We start from the raw sequence: 20805 nt of genomic DNA on the forward strand, positions 1-20805 counted from the left end.
GAATCACGACTTGCCGGCCGGACGATGTCTCGGCGTCGACGCGACTTCTGGGCGCGGGCGCTATGTACGGGCTGTCCGAACCACGCGAAGGGTTATGCAGATTGCTGACCCCAGTGGGGTACAAAGGTGGCTGGTCTACCGTGCCAGTCCATTCCTCGGATCGATCAAGACGTGGCCGGCCGCCGTCGTTGCGCATCGGACGATCTACCGTCGATCGAGGGCCTGCAGAACCGGGGCGTGGCGTTGTCGAATCGGTCCACCGATCCCCGTCCCACCACCGCAGCAACGCATCGTCAGAAGGATCGGCGTACCAACCCTGCCGCCGCCCTGATTGAGATTTATCTGTCATGGCATGCGCCTCGCTGTCCTGACGTGCGTTCGCAGAACGTATTTTATGACCGCAATAAGCATTGCGGGCGAAGTTGTGTACCCTACTTTCTCTCAACCCTCCACGAATATCGTCCTCTAGTTTCCCGCAAATCAACCTGTAGGCCACTGCGCGCTGAAGGCGTTAGGTGCACACCCATTTCGTTTTCCAACTGCACATCAATTCGGCAACAGTGCGCGAGAATTTATCGGTGCATGCGCCCGCCGACGACAAGCTTCGGAGGCCGTTCTTCCTCCGGACGGCGCGACGCCGGCGGCCAGTCGTGGCACGCCGGTGGACGTCGATCGTTGAATTGCTGCTGGACACGTGCTTCGTCACCGCGATCATCTTCCTATGCCTGAAAGCGCTGAAACCTGGGATATTCGAAGGCATCTCATGGTTTAGCTGGTTCGGCACACCCGGCTCAGGGGCGCTGGCTACGATTGCTGCGGTCTTGGCACTCCCCACGCTGGGTTTCGGCGTACGTTGGCTTAGCGGGACAACACTTTTCGACGGCCCACCGCTGGTGCTGCTCTCAGCAGCGGCAGCCTCGGCGTTCGCCTTGGGCATGAGCGCTTACTGGGGCTGCCATGGTGCCCACGCGCCGTTCTTCGCACCATTGACATGGACAGTGGCGTTGTTCGCGGGCGAGTATCAGGACCCTGACGGCGCGGGAAGCTCGTGCCAAACAGTACCTGTCGCATTGGACTTTGCGCGGCTACTCGCTATTGGGACGACGCTGGGCACCGCGCTGGCCGCGGCCCTGACCTTTCTCCGCGCGGAACGCGATCGTCTCGCCGTTTGGCGGGCGCGCGCCTTGACGGCAGTCGTAGGCCTGGACGACGACGCGGTGCCGATGGTCCGGGCGATCGCTCGCACCATGTCGCCCCGGGAGAGCCTCGTTGTGCTCACCGGCGATTCGGACACAACGGCGGCTCACGCGGTACGCGATATCGGCGCCCGGGTGCGAGTCGTCAATCTGGATGATCCACAGGCCCTACCGCGTCTGCATATATGGAACCGGCTTGATCGGCTGTATCTGCTCTCAGCGGATCCGGTGCAGAACCTTAAGCGTTTCAACGTGATTAACGCCGAAGTCGGCGGCCAGCGATCCGAGCGTGTGCGGTTGCCGGTAACCGTGCGTATCGACAATCCGTGGCAGGCAGAGGTAGTACGTCGCAGACTCTTAGCGCACAGTGATCGCCGCTGGGCGGCCGATGCGGTGGGCCGCTTCGAGGCGACCGCAGCCAAGCTTGTCCGGCACATGACGCTAGCGCGCCCCGAAACCGACGCTCCGCAAACGGTTGTGCTGTGCGGGCTATCTCCGCTTACGTACGCGATAGCCTCCGCACTTTCGCAGTCACAGCGCGAACTAGAACTGGATCCCAACGATCGGATCGTATTGCCGGCCCGGGTGGTCATCTTCGCCAGAGGCGCCCAGAGCTTCGTCGATGACCACCGAATGTGGCAAAGCATGCTGACTCCGGCGAATTCGGCACTGCCGGTGATAGCGCACAACGCCGAGCCCTCCGTCGATGAGATCACCGAATACATCCGGCAGGACCCTCCGGCACACGTGGTTGTCTTCAGCGACCCCGCAATGGAAACAGAAGGCATCCGGCTCACTGCACGATTCCCAGACCTACGCCTGTATCTAGCATCAGCGGTGTCCACAACCTTCACCGACTTTTCGCTTGCGGGAAGCCTTCTCAGTTTTCCGATCAACATGGAACTCGACCAGGGCGCACCACACGACGCATGGGAGCGTGCGGCCGAGTTGATACACGAGCACTACAGCAGAGGCAAAGACCGAACCCGACGCGCCACGAAACCCTGGGTGGAGCTCGATCCCTTCTTGAAGAGTTCGAACCGGCGTCAAGTGCTCAACGCCTTGTGGATCGTGGAGACCTACGGCGATCACACTTGGAACAGTTTCGAGAGCGGTCCGGCAGAACCACTCCCGCCCGGCTTCGATGCGTTGGACCCGCTGCGACGCCTCGAAATCCTGGGGTTCGAGGAAGCGACCGTCATGCGAATGATCAAAGCCGAGCATGAGGACTGGTACCGCTTTTACCGGGGCGCGGGATGGAAGTACGCGGCAATTCGCGACGACGACCACAACAGCCACGACAAGCTCCTGCCATGGAGTGACATGGAGAAGCACCCGGGGTTCGTGCTGGACGCGCAACGCAGCCTTGCGAGCACTCTGATCAACCTGCGATGTCTCGGATACCGGCCGGTGCTAAAGCGGCAGGTAGAGGTGAGGTCGGACGATGTCGGCTGATTCAGTCTGGAATTGCTATCGCCGGCGCGGCGAGGTCACCGCCAAAAAGCTTTCACGCGCGTGGCGCTGGACGACCCCACACGGCGACCAGATGGAGGCCCAGCCGGGCGACTGGGCAGTCACCGACGACAGCGGCAACGAGCGATCGGTAGCGGCGGGAGTGTTTGAAAGAACCCACGAGCAGGTCGGTCCGCAGCGGTACCGGCGGGCAGGAACGGTGTTGGCCCGCACTGCCACGCGGCGAGAAGTGACGGAGACGTTGGAGGGCAAGGCCGTTGCCCACGTCGGCGACTGGATTCTGCGGGGCGAGAACGGCGAACAGTGGGTGGTGCCGGCCAACCAATTTCGGACTACCTACGAAGGTCCGCTCGACGCGGACATCAGCCAACCGCCGGGATAGCCGCAGACCACGCCTCACACTGTGGCGGGTTTCACTGAGAGCAGGATTGGTTCGGCTCGCTAACGGTCGTACGCTGGCACGAGTGCCGGTGCAGGAGATGTTTTTCATCGCGCTCGCCGCGTTCGGTGCCGGGGCGATCAACGTGGTCGCCGGGTCCGGCACCCTCATCACCTTCCCCACCCTCATCGCATTCGGCTATCCGCCCGTGGTGGCGACGATGTCGAACGCCATCGGGCTGACCGTCGGCAGCATGACCGGCGTGTGGGGTTATCGCCGCGAACTGACCGGACAATGGTCACGGCTCAAGTGGCAGGTACCCGCGGTGCTGCTCGGCGCGCTCATCGGATCGTTTCTGCTGCTGCATCTTCCGGAAACCACATTCGTCACCGTGGTGCCGGTGCTGCTGATCCTCGCGCTGGTTCTGGTGGTTGTCGGCCCCAAGATCCAGGCCTGGGCGCGGCGGCGGTCCGAGGCGCAGGGCCTGGACGCCGATCACGTGCCTCCCGGCCGCATGGCCGCACTCACCGGAGGAAACTTCCTCGTCGGCATCTACGGCGGGTATTTCACTGCCGCCCAAGGCATCATGCAGATCGCGGTGATGGGCGCGCTGCTGCCCGAATCCATGCAGCGAATGAACGCGGCCAAGAATGTGCTGGCCATGATCACCAATATTGTTGCCGCCCTTGCCTACACCATCGTCGCGTTCGATCGGGTGAGCTGGACGGCGGCCGGGATCATCGCGGCCGGCTCGTTTGTGGGCGGACTCGCCGGAGCCCGCTGGGGGCGCCGGCTCTCCCCCGGCGCGCTGCGGGTGGTCATCGTGGCGGTTGGCCTGATCGGCCTGTGGCGGCTGCTTTTCTAGCAGCTCCCCTTCGACACGCCGCGTTGTGATCTGTTTTGCGAGTAACTCGCGCACAATGCGGCGTGTCGGCGGTAGTGACTAACTGACCTGAGTGAAGGCGCCCGGCAGCGTGTAGCGGACGTTCTTAACCTACGAACCCTCCTGTTGACACTCACCACATTCGGTAAGGAACCTAGCGGAAGGTTCGCAGCCTCAGGCTGTTCAGCACCACGAAGACGGACGACGTCGCCATCGCCGCACCCGCGATCATCGGGTTGAGCAAGCCCAGCGCGGCCAGTGGAATGGCGGCGGTGTTGTAGGCGAACGCCCAGAACAGATTGGCCTTGATGGTGCCGAGTGTCTTGCGCGACAAACGCAGCGCGGTCGGCACGGTGGTGAGCTCACCACGCACCAGGGTCAGGTCGCTAGCCTCGATCGCGGCATCGGTACCGGTACCCATGGCCATACCGATATCGGCCGTGGCCAGCGCGGCGGAGTCGTTGACACCGTCGCCGACCATGGCGACCCTCTTGCCCTCGCCCTGCAAGCGCGCGACGACGTCCGCCTTCTCCGTGGGTTTGACTCCGGCGATGACATCACCGGGGGCGATCCCGACTTCCGCGGCGACCCGCGCGGCCACCTCCGCGTTATCACCGGTCAACAGCACCGGCGTGATGCCCATGGATTTGAGCTCGTCGATGGCCCGGCGGCTGGACGGCTTCACCGTGTCGGCCACTTCGATCTCGCCGCGGCGCAATCCGCCCCAGGTGACCGCCGCCGTGGTGTTCTGGCCCGGGATGGCCTCGATCGACACCTCGTGGCCGTCAACAACACCGGTGACACCGATACCGGGCTCGTTGCGGAAGTTGGTGGCAGGTGACAACGTCAGCCCGCGCGCCCGGGCCGATTCCACGATGGCCTTGGCCACCGGGTGTTCCGAGGCAGCCTCCACCGAGGCGGCGATGCGCAGGATCTCGTCGGTGTCGGCGACACCGGACCCGATACTGCGCCGCACGGCCACCACGCTCATCGCGCCGGTCGTCACGGTGCCGGTCTTGTCGAGCACCACGGTGTCGATGTTCTTGACGTTCTCCAACACCTCGGGGCCCTTGATCAGCACGCCTAGCTGCGCGCCCCGGCCGGTACCGACCAGAATCGCCGTCGGCGTGGCCAGTCCCAACGCGCAGGGGCACGCGATGATCAGCACGGCGACGGCCGCCGTGAACGCCGACGACAGTGGATAGCCCTGCGCGGTCCAGGCCACAAAGGTGAATGCCGCGATGACGAGAACGACCGGCACGAACACCGCCGACACCCGGTCGGCGAGCCGTTGTACCTGCGCCTTGCCGGTCTGCGCATCGGATACCAGCCGCGCCATCCGGGCCAGCTGGGTATCGGCGCCCACCGTGTTGGCGCGCACCACGATCCGCCCGTGGGTGTTGACGTAGCCACCCACCACCGGGTCGCCCGCGCCGACCTCGACCGGCACCGATTCGCCCGTCATGGTGGAGGTGTCCAAGGCCGAGTGGCCGTCGGTCACCACACCATCGGTGGCGACGCGCTCACCCGGGCGCACCACGAACTCGTCGCCCACCGCCAGTTGTTCGACGGGAATGCGCGTCTCGTGCCCACCCCGCAGGACGGCGACATCCTTGGCACCGAGGGACAGCAGGGCGCGCAGCGCCGAGCCTGCCGAGCGCTTGGCCCGCGATTCCGCGAACCGGCCGGCGAGCAGGAAGACCGTGACCGCCGCGACCACCTCGAAGTAGACGTGAACGCCCCCGTGAGTGTGTCCGGCACCGGCGAACAGTGTCCACATCGACCACACGTAGGCGGCGATGGTGCCCAGGGATACCAGGGTGTCCATCGTCGAGGCGCCGTGGCGTGCGTTGACCAATGCTGCGCGATGGAACGGGTAACCGCCCCACAGCAGGATCGGCGTGGTCAGCGCCGCGACCACGACTTCCCAGCCGGAGAAGTGCCAGGGCATCACCATCGAGATGGCCACCACCGGGACGGCCAGGATGAGTGAGCCGATGAGCCGGGTCTTGAGCTGGCTGTCGGGCACATCGTGGTTCATGTGATCGTGCGAATCATGGCCCTGGTGTTCATCGGCGGCGTGCTGTGAACCGCCGACCACCTGAGCCTTGTAACCCACCGATTCGACGGCCTTGACCAGATCCTCACCGGAGACCGAGCCGTCGTGTTCGACGCGGGCGCTCTCCAGCGCCAGGTTCACTCGGGCCGTCACGCCCTCGAGTCTGTTGAGCCCCTTCTCCACACGGGACGCACACGAGGCACATGTCATGCCATGTAGCTGCAGATCAGTGGTCTCCATGCCCGTCTCAGTGAACTCCATACCTAAACTATACCCCTAGGGGGTACCAAACAACAGGGTGACCTGCGCTACAGCCCCCGTCGCGCCACCACGATCTGCAAGGGCATCGGTAGCTGAACCCTGGCGCGGAGCTCGACAACGATCGACGGGTCCGCATGCGCAGCAAGGCTACGCAATGCCTTCGGACCGTAGGCACGCAACTGACTGATGGCACCGTCATGGGCAACCGGATGCACCCACCCGATGACCGACGCCAGAAGATACGCGGGTGCCAATAGCGGGGCCGGCAAGCGCAACAAGTCGATGATCAAAAGAGTTCGCCCCACCCGAGTGCCCTCGGCGAAAACCTTCGCGGCAAGCGAGGGCGGCAGATGGTGGAACGACAACGCGAACACCACCAAATCAAACGCCCCGTCCGGAGCATCGACGGCTGTCGCATCCATGGCGCGTACGGTCACCCGGGAGTCCGAACCCAGATCGGAGGCGGCGATACCCGCGACAGAGGACGGCTCGATGTCGGTCACCGTGATCGAGGCATCGGGGCGCAACTTCAGCAGTTCACGGGACAGGCCGCCGTGGGCGGCGCCGAGTTCGAGCACGCGCGGGTTGTCGATACCGACGAGGAAGGCGGCCGCCTGCTCCGCATTCCACTTGTGCAGCCCCTTCTTCTCGCCCAGGAGGTCAAGCGACTCGACGACGGCCCGTTTCTTCCCCGGAACGTCGTCGCGGTCGAGGTACTCCAGACGGTCCGTCTGCAGCGTGCGGTCCCACAAGGGAGCGCCGAATCCAGCGCGCGGCATCTGGTCGATATCAGCAGTCTCGGGCATAAACACCAGCGTAGATTAATGTCAGTTAACCTGACATTAAATTCAGCTGTGAATCGCGCGGTCAGCCTCCCGTCGGGCACGAACACCCCGCGATATCGCCATGACCAGGAATATTCCGGCAACAGCGCTCAGCGCGAGGGCCCGCGCCACGCATGCACCGTCGAGAGCGGTGAAATACAGCGTCGGCTCGCCCTTCGCGACGGGCGCCACCTCAGTCGGTATGCGTGCTGACGCTGCCGCCCAGCCGGCGAGCGCAATCGCCACCGCCGCAATGACCAGATCTACTGCTACCCGCTTCCCGAACTTCACCACTTCTCACTCTCGATATCGATTTCCGGGTCGTCGCCCAGATCCATGCCGGCCGGCGGCGCGGGCACCAAGGTCGCAAGCGCCGCCCGCAGCTCCTCATGCTTCCTGGCCCACGCTTGTGCCCGGCGTCCCCCAGTCAGGCGCAGACCCACCGGTTTACGTCCCTTCGGCACGCCCGTCAGCTCTCCCAGCGGACGGGACTCCTCCCAGACGTTCCGGTCGGCATCCGGATACAGCCATTTGATCTGACTCACCGCCAGGGTCTCGCCGCCCTGCCGGAGCTCGGTGGGTGTCAGCTCGACGGTCGCGTGCACCCGTGCGGCGTAGATCTGCAGCGAGATGAAGAAGGCGACGATGGCCGCCGCGATCAACGGCATGACGGGACTGAGCCCGGCCTTGCCCCAGACTTGCAGGCCGAACATGATCAGCCCGGCCAGCGGGCCCAGGAGCAGCCACCGCCACCGGCTGCCGGGTTCATAGAACAGGCGCGGCTCGCCGTCCGGCTCCTCAGGCATGGTCGGCCCCGTCGAACCATTCCTGGGCGGTCGGCCTGATGATCAGCACATTGGCGACGATCAGCGACAGCGCGGCGATGAGTAGCAGCGGGCCCACCGAACCGGAACTCGCCATCGCGATGGCGCCGAGAACCGAGACCAAGGACAGCGCGATCAACGCCCGGCGATACCGCTTATCCCCCTGCCGGGTGCGCCCGGCAAGGAATGCGATACCGACCGCCAGCAGGATGCACAGCACCCCCCATCCCCGGGAGAAGGTGACCAGATCGCGCACCTGCTCATCGGTCAGCGAGGGTTTTGCGGCCCGTGCCATGTCGAAGCCGGTGAGCACCCCGGCCAGCCCGTTGAGGAACAGCGCGGCCGCCGAGACCACCCAGAACCAGAACGCCACGTCGACAATGCGTGGGCGCGGTTGTGCGGGAGTCATTCGGGGCCCTTCGTCATTCGGGCAGCGTATCGGGGCGCTAGCGCTGCCTCGTCAGGTACGCGGTGGAATCCTCGCGATGCAGCAGGAACAGGCCGCCACAGATCAGGACGGACGCGGTGATACCCGACAGCGCCTGCACAATCGCGGGCACACCCTGCAGGTCGATCAACCGCGTCGCGGTGAACACCACCGACCCGACCGCACCGCCGGTCAGGAAGGTACGGGCCAAGCGGTAGCCCGCGCGCATCAGGAAAATCGCGGTGACGACAAGGGCGCCCACCACAACGACGATGAATCCGTTGAAGGCATAGACCGTCCACAGCGGGGCGGCCTTGTGGACCTCGGGGTCCTGCTGCCATTGGCCGACATTCGCGGCCATATAGCTCACGATCATCAGCGGGAGCGAGGCCAGCCAGAGCCAACAGCCGGTGTCGATATCGTCGGGTCGCGGCTTGGCCGGACCTGTTGGGGATTGTCCAGCCAGCCCGCTCCGATGGTGGGGATCGGGATACATCACCAACCACGGTAGTGCAGGACGCGACGGTTGACAGACCCCGGTGGCCATGCCGCGCACTGTAAGTGAACCGCAGTCCGCCAGAGCGGCGATGGTCCCTTGCCACTCGGCTACAACAGGAGGCCACCATGCACGTCGCTGTGGTTCGTACAGATATCGCTGGCGGTGGTGCTCCTCGGCACAGGCTACGTGCGAAACTCGGCGATCTCGCCGATGCGGCTCGGCTACCTGCCCTGCGCGCAAGGGTGGCAGCGGCCATCGGGCTGGTGGCGCCCCAGGCAACAGGCGTTGCCCCACTCTCGTCGTTGCCGCCGCTGCCGGATTCGGCATCTGGGGCCGTCTTTCGCAGTAGCCCCGACCTCGCTAGTCGGAAAGCCAGCCCGCCACATCGGCTGCCCAGTAGGTCAGCACGATATCGGCACCGGCGCGACGGATGGAGGTCAGTGTCTCCAGCGCCATGGCCTGCAGGTCGATCCAATTGTTTTGCGCCGCAGCACAGATCATCGCGTATTCGCCCGAGACCTGATACGCCGCCACCGGCACCGGTGAGACATCGGCCACCTGTCGCAACACATCGAGATAGGCCATCGCCGGTTTCACCATGATGATGTCGGCGCCCTCCTCGACATCGAGTTCTGCCTCACGCAGGGCTTCGCGCCCGTTGGCCACATCCTGCTGGTAGGTGCGCCGGTCTCCGCGCAACGAGGAACCCACGGCCTCCCGGAACGGACCGAAGAAGGCCGAGGCGTACTTGGCGGTGTAGGCCATGATGATCACCTCGGTGTGCCCGGCAGCGTCCAGTCCGTCGCGAATGGCCGCCACCTGGCCGTCCATCATGCCGCTGGGGCCTACTACGCGCGCACCCGAATTCGCCTGCGCCACCGCCATGTCCACGTACTGCGCCAAGGTCGCGTCGTTGTCCACCCGGCCAGAGGCATCCAGCACCCCGCAGTGGCCGTGATCGGTGAACTCGTCGAGGCAGGTATCGGCCATCAACACCGTGGAGTCACCCAGGTCCGCTGCGAGGATCGACAGCCCCCGGTTGAGAATTCCGTCCGGCGCCAAACCGGCACTTCCGCTGGCGTCCTTGTCCTTCTCCTCGGGAACCCCGAATAGCATCAGACCGCCGACACCGGCCGCCACGGCATCCGCCGCGGCCCGGCGCAGAGATTCGATGCTGTGCTGAACCACGCCCGGCATGGAAGCGATAGGGCGCGCTTCCGTCGCACCGTCGGCCACGAACATCGGCAGCACCAATTGCCGCGGCGCAAGCGTGGTTTCGGCCACCAACCGGCGGATCGCCGGGGTAGCTCGCAGCCGGCGCGGACGCTGGTAAGGAAAGGGCACCGCTATGGCCTCCGCTATCTCCGTCGTTACCTTCTGCGGCTCTTCTTACGCGGCGGCGGCAGGGCACCCTCGGTGCGCAGCCTTGCCGCATGCTCGGCGAGCGCCTCGACCAGCGGGCCGATGGCCGCGGTCTCCGGTTGTACGTCCACTCGCAGCCCGAATTCGATTGCGGTCTCGGCGGTTTTCGGCCCGATGCACGCCACGATGGTGCGCGCGTGCGGCTTGCCTGCAATACCCACCAGGTTGCGAACCGTCGAGCTCGAGGTGAAGCAGACCGCGTCGAATCCACCGGTCTTGATCATCTCGCGGGTCTGCGCCGCGGGCGGGGCCGCACGTACGGTGCGGTAGGCGGTCACGTCGTCGATCTCCCAGCCACGCTCACGCAAGCCCTCGGCGAGGGTCTCGGTGGCGATATCGGCGCGCGGCAACAGCACCCGGTTCACCGGATCGAAAACGTCGTCGTAGGGCGGGAACTCGTCGAGCAGGCCCAGTGAGGACTGCTCGCCCGCAGGCACCAACTCCGGGTTGATACCGAAGGCGCGCACCTTGTCGGCGGTCGCCTGGCCCACGCACGCGATCTTCACGCCGGAGAACGCGCGGGCATCCAGACCGAATTCGGCGAACTTCTCCCACACCGCGCGCACCGCGTTGGTGGAGGTGAAGACCACCCACTGATACCGGCCGTCGACCAAACCCTTGACGGCCCTTTCCATTTGGGCAGGGCTACGCGGCGGCTCGACAGCGATGGTGGGCACCTCGACCGGCAGCGCGCCGTATCCCACCAGCTTCTCGCTCATCTCGCCGGCCTGATCCTTGGTGCGTGGCACCAGCACGGTCCAGCCGTACAGGGCACGGCTTTCCCACCAGTTCAGCTTGGAGCGGCCAGCGACCACACGGCCGATCGTCAGCACCAGGGCGCCGGTCATCGGCCCGTGCGGGTCATTGGCATCCACCGGGACGCCGTCGATCAGCGAGGCCAGCGTGGTCTCCACGGTGCGCTGCGCGCAGGTGGTGCCCTGGGCGGTGACGGCGACCAGGGTCTGGTCGGAGAGGCCGTGCTCGATGAGCGCCTTGGCGGCGTCGGGCACATGCGTCGGGGTGGCGTGCAAGATCAGCGGGCCGGGAGCGGCGGCCAACGCCGCCCAATCCACATCGCCACGCACGTCGGCGACGGTGTGCGCGGATCCCGGGGGCAGGCCGGCATACGCGGGCACCGCGGTGCTCGACGACAGACCGGGCAGGATCTCGAAGGCCACCTGGGTCCGGGTGACCGCGTGAACCTCGGCGAGCACCGAATCGATCGAGAGCGGATCGCCGGCGACCAGCCGCACCACGTCCACACCGTTCTTGGCCTCGGCGACGAGAGTCTTCGCGACATCGGCAGGATCACCCAGGGCAGGGCGAATGTCGATGGTCAGCGACGGCTCGGCAGCGGCCTCGCTGTCGGTCGCGGCAGGCGTCTCATCGCCACCAGTCGCGGGTTTGACGGGCGCAGGTTCCGGAAGTTCGACCGCCGACCCGACGAGATCGAGTACCACCTGCGGCACGTCGGGATCGGTGAACGCCACCGTGGCACCTGTGAGCACCGCGCGCGCCCGGACGGTCAACAGACCTGGGTCACCAGGTCCGGAACCAACGAACAGAATGCGCCCTGGCTTCTTGCGCCCTCGGGTCACTACTGCCTCCCATATCGGCGGTTTGCGCCGCCTACTCAGCTGTCATCAGTGCTCGCGCACCGAGATCAAGCAATTCCCTCGCGACCGCGAGCCCAAGCTCTGCGGCCCGATCGGGGATGCCAATCCCAGAGGCCCGAATCACGTCAGATCCGTCCAGCGCCGCCGCACATCCGCGCAACGACAGTTCGTCGAAGACGCGGCCTTCCTCATCGATCGACTCGACCACCTCGGCGATCGCGCCGACCGGTGCGGTACAGCCCGCCTCCAGCTCGGCAAGCAGAGCCCTTTCGGCAGTCACCGCGGCGCGCGTGTCGGTGTGATCGAGTTCCGCCAGTACGGCCACCAGATCGGCGACCTCACTGCGGCACTCCACCGCCAGCGCTCCTTGAGCCGGTGCGGGCAACATCTGCACCGGTTCCAGTGTCTCGGTGATGCGGTCCAGACGTCCGATACGGGCCAAACCCGCCCGGGCGACTACCACACCATCAAGATCACCATTGGAGACCCTGCTCAACCTGGTATCCAGGTTGCCTCTTAGGGGGCGAATTTCCAAACCGAGACCCAGTGCTCTAAGCTGCGCGGCCCGCCGCGGAGACGAGGTACCGATCACCGAGCCTGTGGGCAACTCCCCCAGCACCAGCCCGTCGCGGGCCACCAGGGCGTCTCGATAGTCTTCACGAGGCGGAATGGCGGCTATGACAAAGCGCGGGTCGGCTGCCGTTGGCAAATCTTTGTATGAGTGCACGGCAACATCGACGACGTCATCGGCGATGGCCTCCCGAAGAGCGGCCGTGAAGACCCCCACACCGATTTGCTCGACGGGTGCCGCCGACTGGTCCCCCGCGGTCGCCACGATTACCAGCTCCGCCTCGTGCCCCTTGGCGCGCAGCGCGTCCCGAATCACCCCGGCCTGAGTCGTCGCCAGCAGGCTGCCGCGGGTACCAATTCGGATCATGAACAAGCCTCTCGGGCGATGGCGGTCAAGATGGATGACCCAGTTGGGCGAGGAACATCAACCACGACGGCTATTCGCGCAATTCCTTTGTGGCGAGCGGCAGTTCACCGGCCGTCGCCACCGCCTCGACGGTGTGCGGATCAAGCTCGAACAGCTCACGCAACGCCTCGGCATAGCTGTCACCGCCGGGCGCCGACGCCAGCTGCTTCACCCGCACCGTGGGGGCATGCAACAGCTTGTCGACGACACGGCGCACGGTCTTGGCGACCTCGTCCCGCTCGGCTCCGGCCAGACCGGGCAGACGCCCATCCAGCCGCAGCAGCTCGGCCTCGACGACCTCGGCGGCGCGCTGACGCAACGCGGTGACCGTCGGGGTGACCTCCGCCATCCGCTCGCCGGTCAGGTACCGGGCGACCTCGTCGTTGACGATCTGGCGAGCGGCACCCGCGTCGTTGGCCGCGGCGCGCGCGGTGGGCTCGCGCTGGATGCGTTCCATGTCCACCACGACCACGCCGGGCAGGCCGGCGACCGTCGGATCGACGTCACGGGGCATGCCCAGATCGCAGAAGACCAGCTGGCGTCCGCCGCCCAGAGCGCGGTGCACATCGGCCAGTGAGATCACCGGACGCACCGCGCCGGTACAGGACACCACCACATCGGCTTGAGCCAGCGCCTGGTCCAGGTTGTCCAGGGTGATCGCCTGCGCGTTCACACCCGCTTCGCGGGCCGTCGCGGCGAGGCGGTGCGCACGGTCGGCGCTGCGATTCACCACCCAGAGGTTGTCGATGCCCGCACGGATCAGCTGTGCCGTCGCCAGCGAGCCCATCGACCCGGCGCCGACAACGGCAGCCGTGCGCCCGGGCAGGCCATCGAGCTTGCCGTCGGCCAGGTTCAGCGCCACCGACACCACCGAGGCACCGGCCGCGTCGATACCGGTCTCCGAATGCACCCGCTTGCCCACACGCAGCGCGCTCTGAGACAGCTCGTGCAGTACGCGACCAACCGCCTGATGTGATTCGGCGGTGGCGTAGGCGTTGCGCACCTGGCCGAGCACCTGCTGCTCACCGATCACCATGGAATCCAGGCCGCTGGCCACCGCGAACAGGTGCTCGACGGCGGCCTCGCTGTATCGCACATAGGCGTACTTGGTGAGCTCGTTCATGCCCATTCCGGCATGGCGGGCGATCGCCTCCCCGATGACGGTCAGACCGCCGTGGAAGGCATCGACCACGGCATATACCTCGACCCGATTGCAGGTCGAGAGCACCATTACCTCGGTGACCAGGGGCGATTGCAGAATGTGTTCGATGATCTTGGGCTGATCGGCCTCGCCAATCGCCAGTTTCTCCAGCACCGGCACAGGCGCGCTACGGTGCGAGGCTCCGAACAGCAGGACACTCACCGCAGGTCACTCCGCTGACATCTCAGGGGCTGACGCTCTTCGCGCAAGCGGCTCATCACTGTCCAGCTCCCTTGCTTTTGGTGAGGCTCGAACTTCAAGCACGGTAGCTCGAATATGGCCACTGGGCAAAATCCAAACAGCCTGTTATCGGTCACGTTTCAGGTCCGCCCGGAGCCGGGGCTCGTCCACTTCCCAGTAGCTGTGCTCCAGACCATCAAGCAGAACCACCGGAAGGCGGTCGCCGAACTCCGCGCGCAGCGAGGAATCTGTGACGGCGGCCTCATCGACATCGGTGACCGTGAGGCCGATACCGAACTCGTCGGCCAACGCCGCCAATTCGCGCTGGGCACGATCGCAGGCAGAGCATCCGGCCCGTGTCAGCAGCGTTAGCGACGTCATATCCCAATTCTGCCACCGGGTCCCCCGCGTTCCGGCCACCCTCAGTAGGGTTGGACGGCATTGGCACGCGGCGCACAGGAAGGGCGGGTAACCAGTCATGACCAGCCCACAAATCAACGGCGAACCCCCTGCCGAGGGTTCTGCCGAGGAGCAAGTGCTGGCCGAGGCGTTCGCCGAAGATGTCGCGCGGGCGGCATCCTTCGCAGAGGCCGACGCGGCGGCCGAACTGCCGCCGGGCCCTCCCCCCGCCGATCTGACCGCTGCCGCGTTTTTCGACGTCGACAACACGCTGGTGCATGGCTCCTCGCTGGTTCACTTCGGCCGCGGCCTGGCGCAGCGCGACTACTTCCAGTACTCGGACATGCTTCAGTTCGTCTGGGCGCAGGCGAAATTCCGGCTGACCGGTCGCGAGAACTCCGACGACGTCGCGGCCGGCCGCCAGAAGGCGCTCTCGTTCATCGAGGGGCGCAGCGTCGACGAACTCGTCACGCTCAGCGAGGAGATCTACGACGAGACGATCGCGGACAAAATCTGGCCCGGTACCCGGGCACTGACCCAGATGCACCTGGATGCCGGTCAACAGGTGTGGCTTGTCACCGCCACACCCAAGGAGCTGGCGGAGACCATCGCGCGGCGGCTGGGTCTGACCGGAGCGCTGGGCACCGTCGCCGAATCGGTCGACGGGGTCTTCACCGGCCGCCTCGTCGGCGACATCCTGCACGGGCCGGGCAAGGCGCGGGCCGTACGCAACCTGGCTATCCGCAACGGCTTAAACCTCAAGCGCTGCACCGCATATAGCGACAGTGTCAATGATGTGCCGATGCTGTCCTTGGTGGGCACCGCAGTGGCCATCAACCCCGACGCGGAGCTGCGAGATGTGGCACGGCGCCGGGGGTGGGAGGTCCGTGACTTCCGTACCGCCCGCAAGGCCGCCCGCATCGGCGTGCCGTCGGCGGTGCTGCTCGGTGCCGCGGGCGGGGCATTGGCGGCCGCGTTGGCCCGCCGAGAGAAGTGACGTTCGGCATTACCGCTGCTGATAGGCTCAGCGCCGCTCGAACTGTCCTAGATTCGTCACTGACCTGCAGCGAAATGGGTTAACGCATGGCCATCCGCCAAGACATCGTCGGAACTCACTACCGCTACCCCGATTACTTCGAGGTCGGCCGCGAGAAGATGCGTGAATTCGCGGCAGCCATCAAGGACGAGTGCGAAGAGAACTCCGGCGTCGTCGCGCCCATCACCTTCCTGGCCGTCGCGGGCCGGCGCGTGCAACACAAGATCTTCACCGAGATGGATCTACCCATCAATGTGGCGCGGGTACTGCACCGCGACCAGAAGCTCAAGTTCCACCGGCCGATCAAGGTCGGCGACCGGCTGTACTTCGACAGCTACCTGGACAGCGTGCTGGAGTCACACGGCATGGTGACCGCCGAGGTACGTGCCGAGGTGACCGATGCCGACGGCGAACCCGTCGCGACGAGCATCGTGACCATGATCGGCGAAGCCGAGGGCCACGAAACCGACGCGGCTGCCATGGCCGCGAATATCGCCTCCCATCGCAAGAGCTAGCCCGATCCCAATAGTCTGGCCACGACCATAAGCCAGTTCCGCCTGAAATCTGTTGCCCCCAAAGGGACAACACGAACGCCCCAGATGCCCCACACTGTCACCAACGCGTGACACCTGGGCCACCGACGCGCTCCCGTGAGCACGTGGACAAAGGGAGATGTTCATGGCTCGCAGGCGGAAGAAATCACTCCGATGGCTCGCTCTCTCGAGTGCGGCGATGCTGCTGATCGGTACCTCCGGATGCTCAAAACACGATCAATCAGAAGCACTTTCGCCCGACCAGCAGGCCAAAGCGATTGCGCTTGACGCCTACATCTACGGCTACCCGCTTGTCACCGTGGAGATGACCCGGCGCGTGATGACCAACGTGGACAAGCCCCAATCTCCCCGCGCACCAATGGGACAGCTCCTACGGATGCGCGAATATCCCACTGCGGCCTTCCGCGATGTGACCGCCCCCAATGCCGACACCCTGTACACCAATGCATTCGTCGACGTCGGCAAGGAACCGTGGATTCTGAACCTGCCGGAGGCAAACGGGCGGTACTACCTGTTCCCCATGCTGGACGGGTTTACCAACGTCTTCGAGGTACCCGGAAAGCGTACGACGGGCACTGGCCCCCAGACCTATGCCATCACCGGCCCCGGCTGGAAAGGCACACTGCCCCAAGGGGTCAAGGAGTACAAGTCCCCGACATCCCTTGTCTGGCTACTGGGCCGCATTTATTGCACCGGCACTCCGGAGGACTACGCCGCCGTCCACAAGCTGCAAGACGAAACCTCGTTGGTGCCACTCAGCTCATACGGGAAGCCGTATATCCCGCCGGCCGGCAACGTCGATCCCCGCATCGACATGAAGACGCCCGTCCGCGAACAGGTGAACAACCTGACTAGCAAGGCGTACTTCGATCTGCTGGCCGGCCTGCTCAAGGACAATCCGCCCACGGAGGCCGATAAGCCGATGGTGGAGAAAATGGCCAAGATTGGCATTGAGGCCGGAAAGCCATTCGATATCGACAAGCTCGGACCGGACGTGGTGAGCGCGCTGCAGTCGGTGCCCAAGGAGGGCTTCGAGAAGATCATGGCGCACTTCAATGACACCGGCGAAAACATCAATGGGTGGGTGTTCACCACGAAGACGGGTCTATATGGCACGGACTACTTGCAACGCGCGACAATCACCGCGATTGGCTTGGGCGCCAACCGACCTCAGGATGCCGTCTATCCGACCTCAGAGGCGGATAGCACCGGCGCACCCTATGACGGCACCAAGAAGTACGTGGCGCACTTCGACAAGGGACAGTTCCCGCCGGCCGAGGGTTTCTGGTCGCTGACCATGTACGACGAGGATTATTTCTTCGTCGACAATCCGCTCGACCGCTACACCCTGAGCCAACGCAACACCTTCACACCGAACCCCGACGGCTCGGTGGATCTGTACCTGCAGCACCAGAACCCGGGGCCAGGAAAGGAAGCGAACTGGCTCCCGGCACCGGCCGGGAAGTTCAAACTGATGCTTCGTCTGTACTGGCCCAAGGAAACCCCACCGTCAATCATTGACGGCACGTGGAAACCACCCGCTGTTCAACGAGTCCCGTAAGGAGCTGTCCATGAAACTGATTGCCACCAGCCTGTTCACCGCACTGGGCGCTGCGGCGCTGTTCACCGCGGCGGCCGCGAACGCCGAGCCGGATCGTCCGCCGAACTGCACGGCGGCCGACTTGGCCGGGGTCTCGGCGGGCGTCGCCGCCGCTACGTCGAGCTACCTGTTCACCCATCCGGATGTGAATGACTTCTTCACCAGCCAGGCGGGCAAGCCGCACAGCGAGGTACAGAGCGCGGTGCGGGCCTACTTCAGCACCAACCCGGACGCCGAAAACGATCTACGCGGCATCCGTCAGCCCATCGTCGACTTCCGCCAGCGGTGCCAGCTGCCACAGGAGCGGCAGCCATGAGGCGCGCGACTGCCGTGCTGACCGTCGCGGTGGCGTTCGCCGGCTTACTGCCGGTGATCCAACCGGCAGCCAATGCCGACGTCTGCGTCGGAGGAGGCCGCCGGATCTCGGTGAGTGGCTGCGCCAACATCGCCGACACCGTGCAGCGCTACGCGCCCCCGCCCGAGGATTATGCACCGCTGCCGGACGATCCCCCGCCTCCCCCGCCCGCACCAAATGTCCATGCCTGCGTGGGTTACAACGGCCGGTGGGTCAGCGCGAGCGGCTGCAACCCCTAGCGGGTGATGTACTCGACCAGGGCCGGGTGCAGCCGGTGCTGGCCAAAGTCGGCGGCCGGGTCCGGCCGCCAGAAGATCGGCAGGTCGTTCTCCTCGGCCGCGCGATGACACTTGATCAGCAGCTCGTCATTCAGCGGTTCGGCGGCCCGCTGGCTCAGTGCTGATTTGAGCTCGTCGGGCAGTGCCCTCCAGATTGCTTCCGGGTTCAGATCCGTGGTCACACAGCGCCTCTCACTCTTTCCTTGGGAACTGATCAGAACCCGGGCGTCGTATTCCCCGACCAGATATTGGGTTGATCACTGCGTCACGCCTCCAGTGGCCACGTCAGCCAAACTCACCTGAGCGCCGGGGGTCGTCAGCGAGTCGCGCAGGATGATCGCCGAAGGCTCAGCCCCGGCGGGGATATCGAACGCTATGGACGCGACCACGCTGTCGCCGGGGCCGAGGTCTGCACCAAGCATGGGCTGCGAGGACATCTGGTCCGCACCGAAGGACTCGTCGCCCACAATAAGTTGCTGAATCGCAGGCTCGAACCGCTGAGGGGCCTCACCTTCATTGATCACACGCACACCGACGAGAACACGGTCACCCTGCGTGGCCTGCGGCAGTCTTGGGTCGCCGGTCTCCCAGGGTGCAGTGATGTCAGTCACGACAAGGGCTAACTGACCAGCTCGCACCTCGTGCCCAAGGTCGGCACCCCCAGGTGCCACCGAAGCAACTTCGTGCACTGGCGCCGATCGAGAGGCGCTAAAGTTTCTGCCATCTCTGATCCCTACCATCGTGGCAACAACGATGAAGGCCGCGATAACGGCACCGAACATCATGGGCACCGCAGGAAAATCGCCACCACCGCAGTAAGCGGGCGCGAGCCTCTTCTCACTTTCCAGCGAATGTTGAGTCACAACAATGATCCTCAATTCAGGGTAGCGGTGCAGCGGTGAAGCGCCCCCCTCGATGGATAGAAGGCTAACATCAATAGTCCCTATCGGCACAGCAACCCATTCGTTACAGGCGATCCCACGCTGTTTGCGGACAACTACCGGCAGCACCCGGTATGGCGCTTGTCTAAATTTGCTGAACTGGATCCCCACTGGCCAGTACAGCCGAGATCAGCGACGATGACAGCAGACGATCGACGCGGAAATCCGTGCAGTCGACCTGTTAGCCGGTGGATATCCCTCGGCACTCCGGGCGGCAGACGGCCACGATGCGGTAGGCGCGGTCTGTTATCGGGCCCTCTACAGAAAATCGTGGTCAGCTGTATCGGGTAGCGAGCGTAGCGATCACAGCGGTGAACTCATCCATGGTGGCGTCCAGGATGTCCTGGACCGACTCGACGGCGCCGATGCGTCCGGCCACCTGGCCGCCCAACGGGACGAAAGTGTTCATGTCACCACCGAAGTAGAGGTCCTTCGGATTCCCCGTCTCCATGAGCGACACCAGATCTCGTCGCTCCAGCTCTTCGGTGCGCTCGCTGCGCAGCGCCCGCAGGCCCGGCTTGGTGAGCCGGTTGAGCAGCACGGTGTCGGTTTCGCGGGCCGCGACCACCGCAGCCTTCCAGTTCCCGTGGATGGGTGATTCCGCGGCCGACATCATCCGGGTTCCCATCTGCACGCCCTCAGCACCGAGCGCGAACGCGGCGGCCATCGAGGCGCCGTCGCAGATCCCTCCGGCGGCGATAATCGGGACATCGACGTGCGATCGCACCAGCGGCAGCAACACCATGGTCGACGCGCCCTTCGGGTCCTTGAATCCGCCGCCCTCGACGCCTTCCACCACCAGCCCGTCGACTCCGGCATCGACGGCTTTGAGCGCCGCGGCCAACGTAGGGACGACGTGAAAGACCTTGAGTCCATTGTCCTTCAGGATGCGGGTGTACTTGTTGGGGTCCCCGGCGCTGGTGGTCACAAAGGTTACGCCCTGATCGACCACGAACTGTGCAATGGAGGGGTCGCGCACGAACGCCTGCGCGATGTTGACGCCAAAGGGTTTATCGGTGAGCTCACGCATGGCTCGGATCTCGGCCTTGATGGCATCAAGCTCACCCGAACTGGTTTCGATGATGCCCAAACCACCGGCATTGCAGACCGCGCTGGCGAGCTGGGATCGCGCTATCCATCCCATGGGCGCCTGCACGATCGGCCGCTCAACGCCAAGTAGTCCGGTTATCCGGTTGGTGATCACGCGTCGAACCTACGCCGGTCACCGATCGTGATCATCCGCCCCCAGACAATTCCCTCTTCATTCATTCCCAGCCGATCGCCCACCAAGCCCCCACGCCCCGTAACTGCCGACGACAAATAAGTCGACCATCATTGGCTCACGTCCTCGCTGAGAGCTCAGCGTGCAGTCTGCCTATGGCGTCGAAGTCGCCGGGACTGATCGAACTTGGGGAATCCCTC

General features: G+C 65.0%; 22 protein-coding genes and 1 pseudogene. 8 read left to right on the plus strand and 15 right to left on the minus strand.

The window, feature by feature from the left end:
• Nucleotides 1-241: 241 nt before the first annotated feature.
• A pseudogene (locus B4393_RS28035) lies at nt 242-349 on the minus strand (DUF2510 domain-containing protein); the annotation flags it as partial.
• A gap of 166 nt (nt 350-515) precedes the next feature.
• On the opposite strand from B4393_RS28035, the gene B4393_RS05335 reads away from it, so the two are divergent.
• From B4393_RS05335 to B4393_RS05345, 3 genes are all read left to right on the plus strand, one after another.
• A complete protein-coding gene (locus B4393_RS05335) occupies nt 516-2651 on the plus strand; it encodes a hypothetical protein (protein WP_078333227.1) in 2136 nt (711 codons plus the stop codon).
• Nucleotides 2641-3051, plus strand: a complete 411-nt coding sequence (locus B4393_RS05340) for a hypothetical protein (RefSeq protein WP_078333228.1) — start codon at nt 2641-2643, stop codon at nt 3049-3051. The genes B4393_RS05335 and B4393_RS05340 overlap by 11 nt, the downstream gene beginning before the upstream one ends.
• Nucleotides 3052-3133: 82 nt before the next feature.
• Complete coding sequence (locus B4393_RS05345) at nt 3134-3913, plus strand: sulfite exporter TauE/SafE family protein (RefSeq protein WP_109420759.1); 780 nt, start codon at nt 3134-3136, stop codon at nt 3911-3913.
• 172 nt (nt 3914-4085) lie between these two features.
• On the opposite strand, the gene B4393_RS05350 is transcribed toward B4393_RS05345, so the two are convergent.
• From B4393_RS05350 to B4393_RS05400, 11 genes are all read right to left on the minus strand, one after another.
• Nucleotides 4086-6251, minus strand: a complete 2166-nt coding sequence (locus B4393_RS05350) for a heavy metal translocating P-type ATPase (protein ID WP_078333229.1) — start codon at nt 6249-6251, stop codon at nt 4086-4088.
• 47 nt (nt 6252-6298) lie between these two features.
• A complete protein-coding gene (locus B4393_RS05355; protein WP_078333230.1) occupies nt 6299-7057 on the minus strand; it encodes a class I SAM-dependent methyltransferase in 759 nt (252 codons plus the stop codon).
• 42 nt (nt 7058-7099) lie between these two features.
• Nucleotides 7100-7369 carry a hypothetical protein gene (locus B4393_RS05360; RefSeq protein WP_078333231.1) on the minus strand — a complete coding sequence of 90 codons (270 nt, stop codon included), beginning with the start codon at nt 7367-7369 and terminating at the stop codon, nt 7100-7102.
• Nucleotides 7363-7881: a hypothetical protein gene (locus B4393_RS05365; protein ID WP_078333232.1), complete on the minus strand. Its 519-nt coding sequence runs from the start codon at nt 7879-7881 to the stop codon at nt 7363-7365. The genes B4393_RS05360 and B4393_RS05365 overlap by 7 nt, the downstream gene beginning before the upstream one ends.
• On the minus strand, nt 7874-8308 hold the full coding sequence (locus B4393_RS05370; RefSeq protein ID WP_078333233.1) for a hypothetical protein: 435 nt from the start codon (nt 8306-8308) through the stop codon (nt 7874-7876). Before B4393_RS05370 ends, B4393_RS05365 begins: the two co-directional genes overlap by 8 nt.
• Before the next feature lie 37 nt (nt 8309-8345).
• The gene (locus tag B4393_RS05375) at nt 8346-8822 is read right to left on the minus strand and encodes a hypothetical protein (protein ID WP_078333350.1); all 477 of its coding nucleotides are present in this window, start codon (nt 8820-8822) and stop codon (nt 8346-8348) included.
• Nucleotides 8823-9185: 363 nt separating this feature from the next.
• On the minus strand, nt 9186-10169 hold the full coding sequence (gene hemB / locus B4393_RS05380) for a porphobilinogen synthase (protein WP_078333234.1): 984 nt from the start codon (nt 10167-10169) through the stop codon (nt 9186-9188).
• Between the two features lie 26 nt (nt 10170-10195).
• Nucleotides 10196-11845, minus strand: coding sequence for a bifunctional uroporphyrinogen-III C-methyltransferase/uroporphyrinogen-III synthase (locus B4393_RS05385; protein ID WP_078333235.1), 1650 nt, complete (start codon nt 11843-11845; stop codon nt 10196-10198).
• A 31-nt stretch (nt 11846-11876) separates the two neighbouring features.
• A complete protein-coding gene (hemC, locus tag B4393_RS05390) occupies nt 11877-12800 on the minus strand; it encodes a hydroxymethylbilane synthase (RefSeq protein WP_070938392.1) in 924 nt (307 codons plus the stop codon).
• Between the two features lie 70 nt (nt 12801-12870).
• Nucleotides 12871-14202: a glutamyl-tRNA reductase gene (locus B4393_RS05395; protein WP_078333236.1), complete on the minus strand. Its 1332-nt coding sequence runs from the start codon at nt 14200-14202 to the stop codon at nt 12871-12873.
• Between the two features lie 144 nt (nt 14203-14346).
• Nucleotides 14347-14601: a glutaredoxin family protein gene (locus tag B4393_RS05400; protein WP_078333237.1), complete on the minus strand. Its 255-nt coding sequence runs from the start codon at nt 14599-14601 to the stop codon at nt 14347-14349.
• Between the two features lie 97 nt (nt 14602-14698).
• Here B4393_RS05400 and B4393_RS05405 point away from each other — a divergent pair, with 97 nt between their 5' ends.
• The 5 genes from B4393_RS05405 to B4393_RS05425 all read left to right on the plus strand — a co-directional run bounded on the left by B4393_RS05405 (nt 14699) and on the right by B4393_RS05425 (nt 18403).
• Nucleotides 14699-15616, plus strand: coding sequence for an HAD family hydrolase (locus B4393_RS05405; RefSeq protein WP_078333238.1), 918 nt, complete (start codon nt 14699-14701; stop codon nt 15614-15616).
• 86 nt (nt 15617-15702) lie between these two features.
• Nucleotides 15703-16170, plus strand: coding sequence for an FAS1-like dehydratase domain-containing protein (locus B4393_RS05410; protein WP_078333239.1), 468 nt, complete (start codon nt 15703-15705; stop codon nt 16168-16170).
• A 217-nt stretch (nt 16171-16387) separates the two neighbouring features.
• Nucleotides 16388-17770: a DUF1254 domain-containing protein gene (locus B4393_RS05415; protein ID WP_330359271.1), complete on the plus strand. Its 1383-nt coding sequence runs from the start codon at nt 16388-16390 to the stop codon at nt 17768-17770.
• 10 nt (nt 17771-17780) lie between these two features.
• Entirely contained in the window at nt 17781-18125 is a 345-nt protein-coding gene (locus tag B4393_RS05420) for a heme-binding protein (protein ID WP_078333240.1), read from the plus strand.
• A complete protein-coding gene (locus tag B4393_RS05425) occupies nt 18122-18403 on the plus strand; it encodes a hypothetical protein (protein ID WP_078333241.1) in 282 nt (93 codons plus the stop codon). Before B4393_RS05420 ends, B4393_RS05425 begins: the two co-directional genes overlap by 4 nt.
• Here the strand turns inward: B4393_RS05425 and B4393_RS05430 are convergent.
• The 3 genes from B4393_RS05430 to B4393_RS05440 form a co-directional block, all read right to left on the minus strand.
• Nucleotides 18400-18624 (minus strand): hypothetical protein, encoded by a 225-nt coding sequence (locus tag B4393_RS05430; protein ID WP_236743110.1) that lies wholly within the window; start codon nt 18622-18624, stop codon nt 18400-18402. The genes B4393_RS05425 and B4393_RS05430 overlap by 4 nt on opposite strands.
• 75 nt (nt 18625-18699) lie before the next feature.
• Nucleotides 18700-19227, minus strand: coding sequence for a DUF4352 domain-containing protein (locus B4393_RS27435; RefSeq protein ID WP_330359272.1), 528 nt, complete (start codon nt 19225-19227; stop codon nt 18700-18702).
• Nucleotides 19228-19657: 430 nt separating this feature from the next.
• Nucleotides 19658-20587, minus strand: coding sequence for an NAD(P)H-dependent flavin oxidoreductase (locus tag B4393_RS05440; protein WP_078333243.1), 930 nt, complete (start codon nt 20585-20587; stop codon nt 19658-19660).
• Nucleotides 20588-20805: the final 218 nt, after the last annotated feature.

Source organism: Mycobacteroides franklinii, assembly GCF_002013895.1.
GTDB classification, from domain to species: domain Bacteria; phylum Actinomycetota; class Actinomycetes; order Mycobacteriales; family Mycobacteriaceae; genus Mycobacterium; species Mycobacterium franklinii.

Coding starts and splice junctions, on each gene's coding strand:
- B4393_RS05340 (WP_078333228.1), top strand. CDS start 2,641: ATGTCGGCTGATTCAGTCTGGAATTGCTATCGCCGGCGCGGCGAGGTC.
- B4393_RS05350 (WP_078333229.1), bottom strand. CDS start 6,251: ATGGAGTTCACTGAGACGGGCATGGAGACCACTGATCTGCAGCTACAT.
- B4393_RS05355 (WP_078333230.1), bottom strand. CDS start 7,057: ATGCCCGAGACTGCTGATATCGACCAGATGCCGCGCGCTGGATTCGGC.
- B4393_RS05365 (WP_078333232.1), bottom strand. CDS start 7,881: ATGCCTGAGGAGCCGGACGGCGAGCCGCGCCTGTTCTATGAACCCGGC.
- B4393_RS05370 (WP_078333233.1), bottom strand. CDS start 8,308: ATGACTCCCGCACAACCGCGCCCACGCATTGTCGACGTGGCGTTCTGG.
- B4393_RS05375 (WP_078333350.1), bottom strand. CDS start 8,822: ATGTATCCCGATCCCCACCATCGGAGCGGGCTGGCTGGACAATCCCCA.
- hemC (WP_070938392.1), bottom strand. CDS start 12,800: ATGATCCGAATTGGTACCCGCGGCAGCCTGCTGGCGACGACTCAGGCC.
- B4393_RS05400 (WP_078333237.1), bottom strand. CDS start 14,601: ATGACGTCGCTAACGCTGCTGACACGGGCCGGATGCTCTGCCTGCGAT.
- B4393_RS05405 (WP_078333238.1), top strand. CDS start 14,699: ATGACCAGCCCACAAATCAACGGCGAACCCCCTGCCGAGGGTTCTGCC.
- B4393_RS05410 (WP_078333239.1), top strand. CDS start 15,703: ATGGCCATCCGCCAAGACATCGTCGGAACTCACTACCGCTACCCCGAT.
- B4393_RS05415 (WP_330359271.1), top strand. CDS start 16,388: ATGCTGCTGATCGGTACCTCCGGATGCTCAAAACACGATCAATCAGAA.
- B4393_RS05420 (WP_078333240.1), top strand. CDS start 17,781: ATGAAACTGATTGCCACCAGCCTGTTCACCGCACTGGGCGCTGCGGCG.
- B4393_RS05425 (WP_078333241.1), top strand. CDS start 18,122: ATGAGGCGCGCGACTGCCGTGCTGACCGTCGCGGTGGCGTTCGCCGGC.
- B4393_RS27435 (WP_330359272.1), bottom strand. CDS start 19,227: ATGATGTTCGGTGCCGTTATCGCGGCCTTCATCGTTGTTGCCACGATG.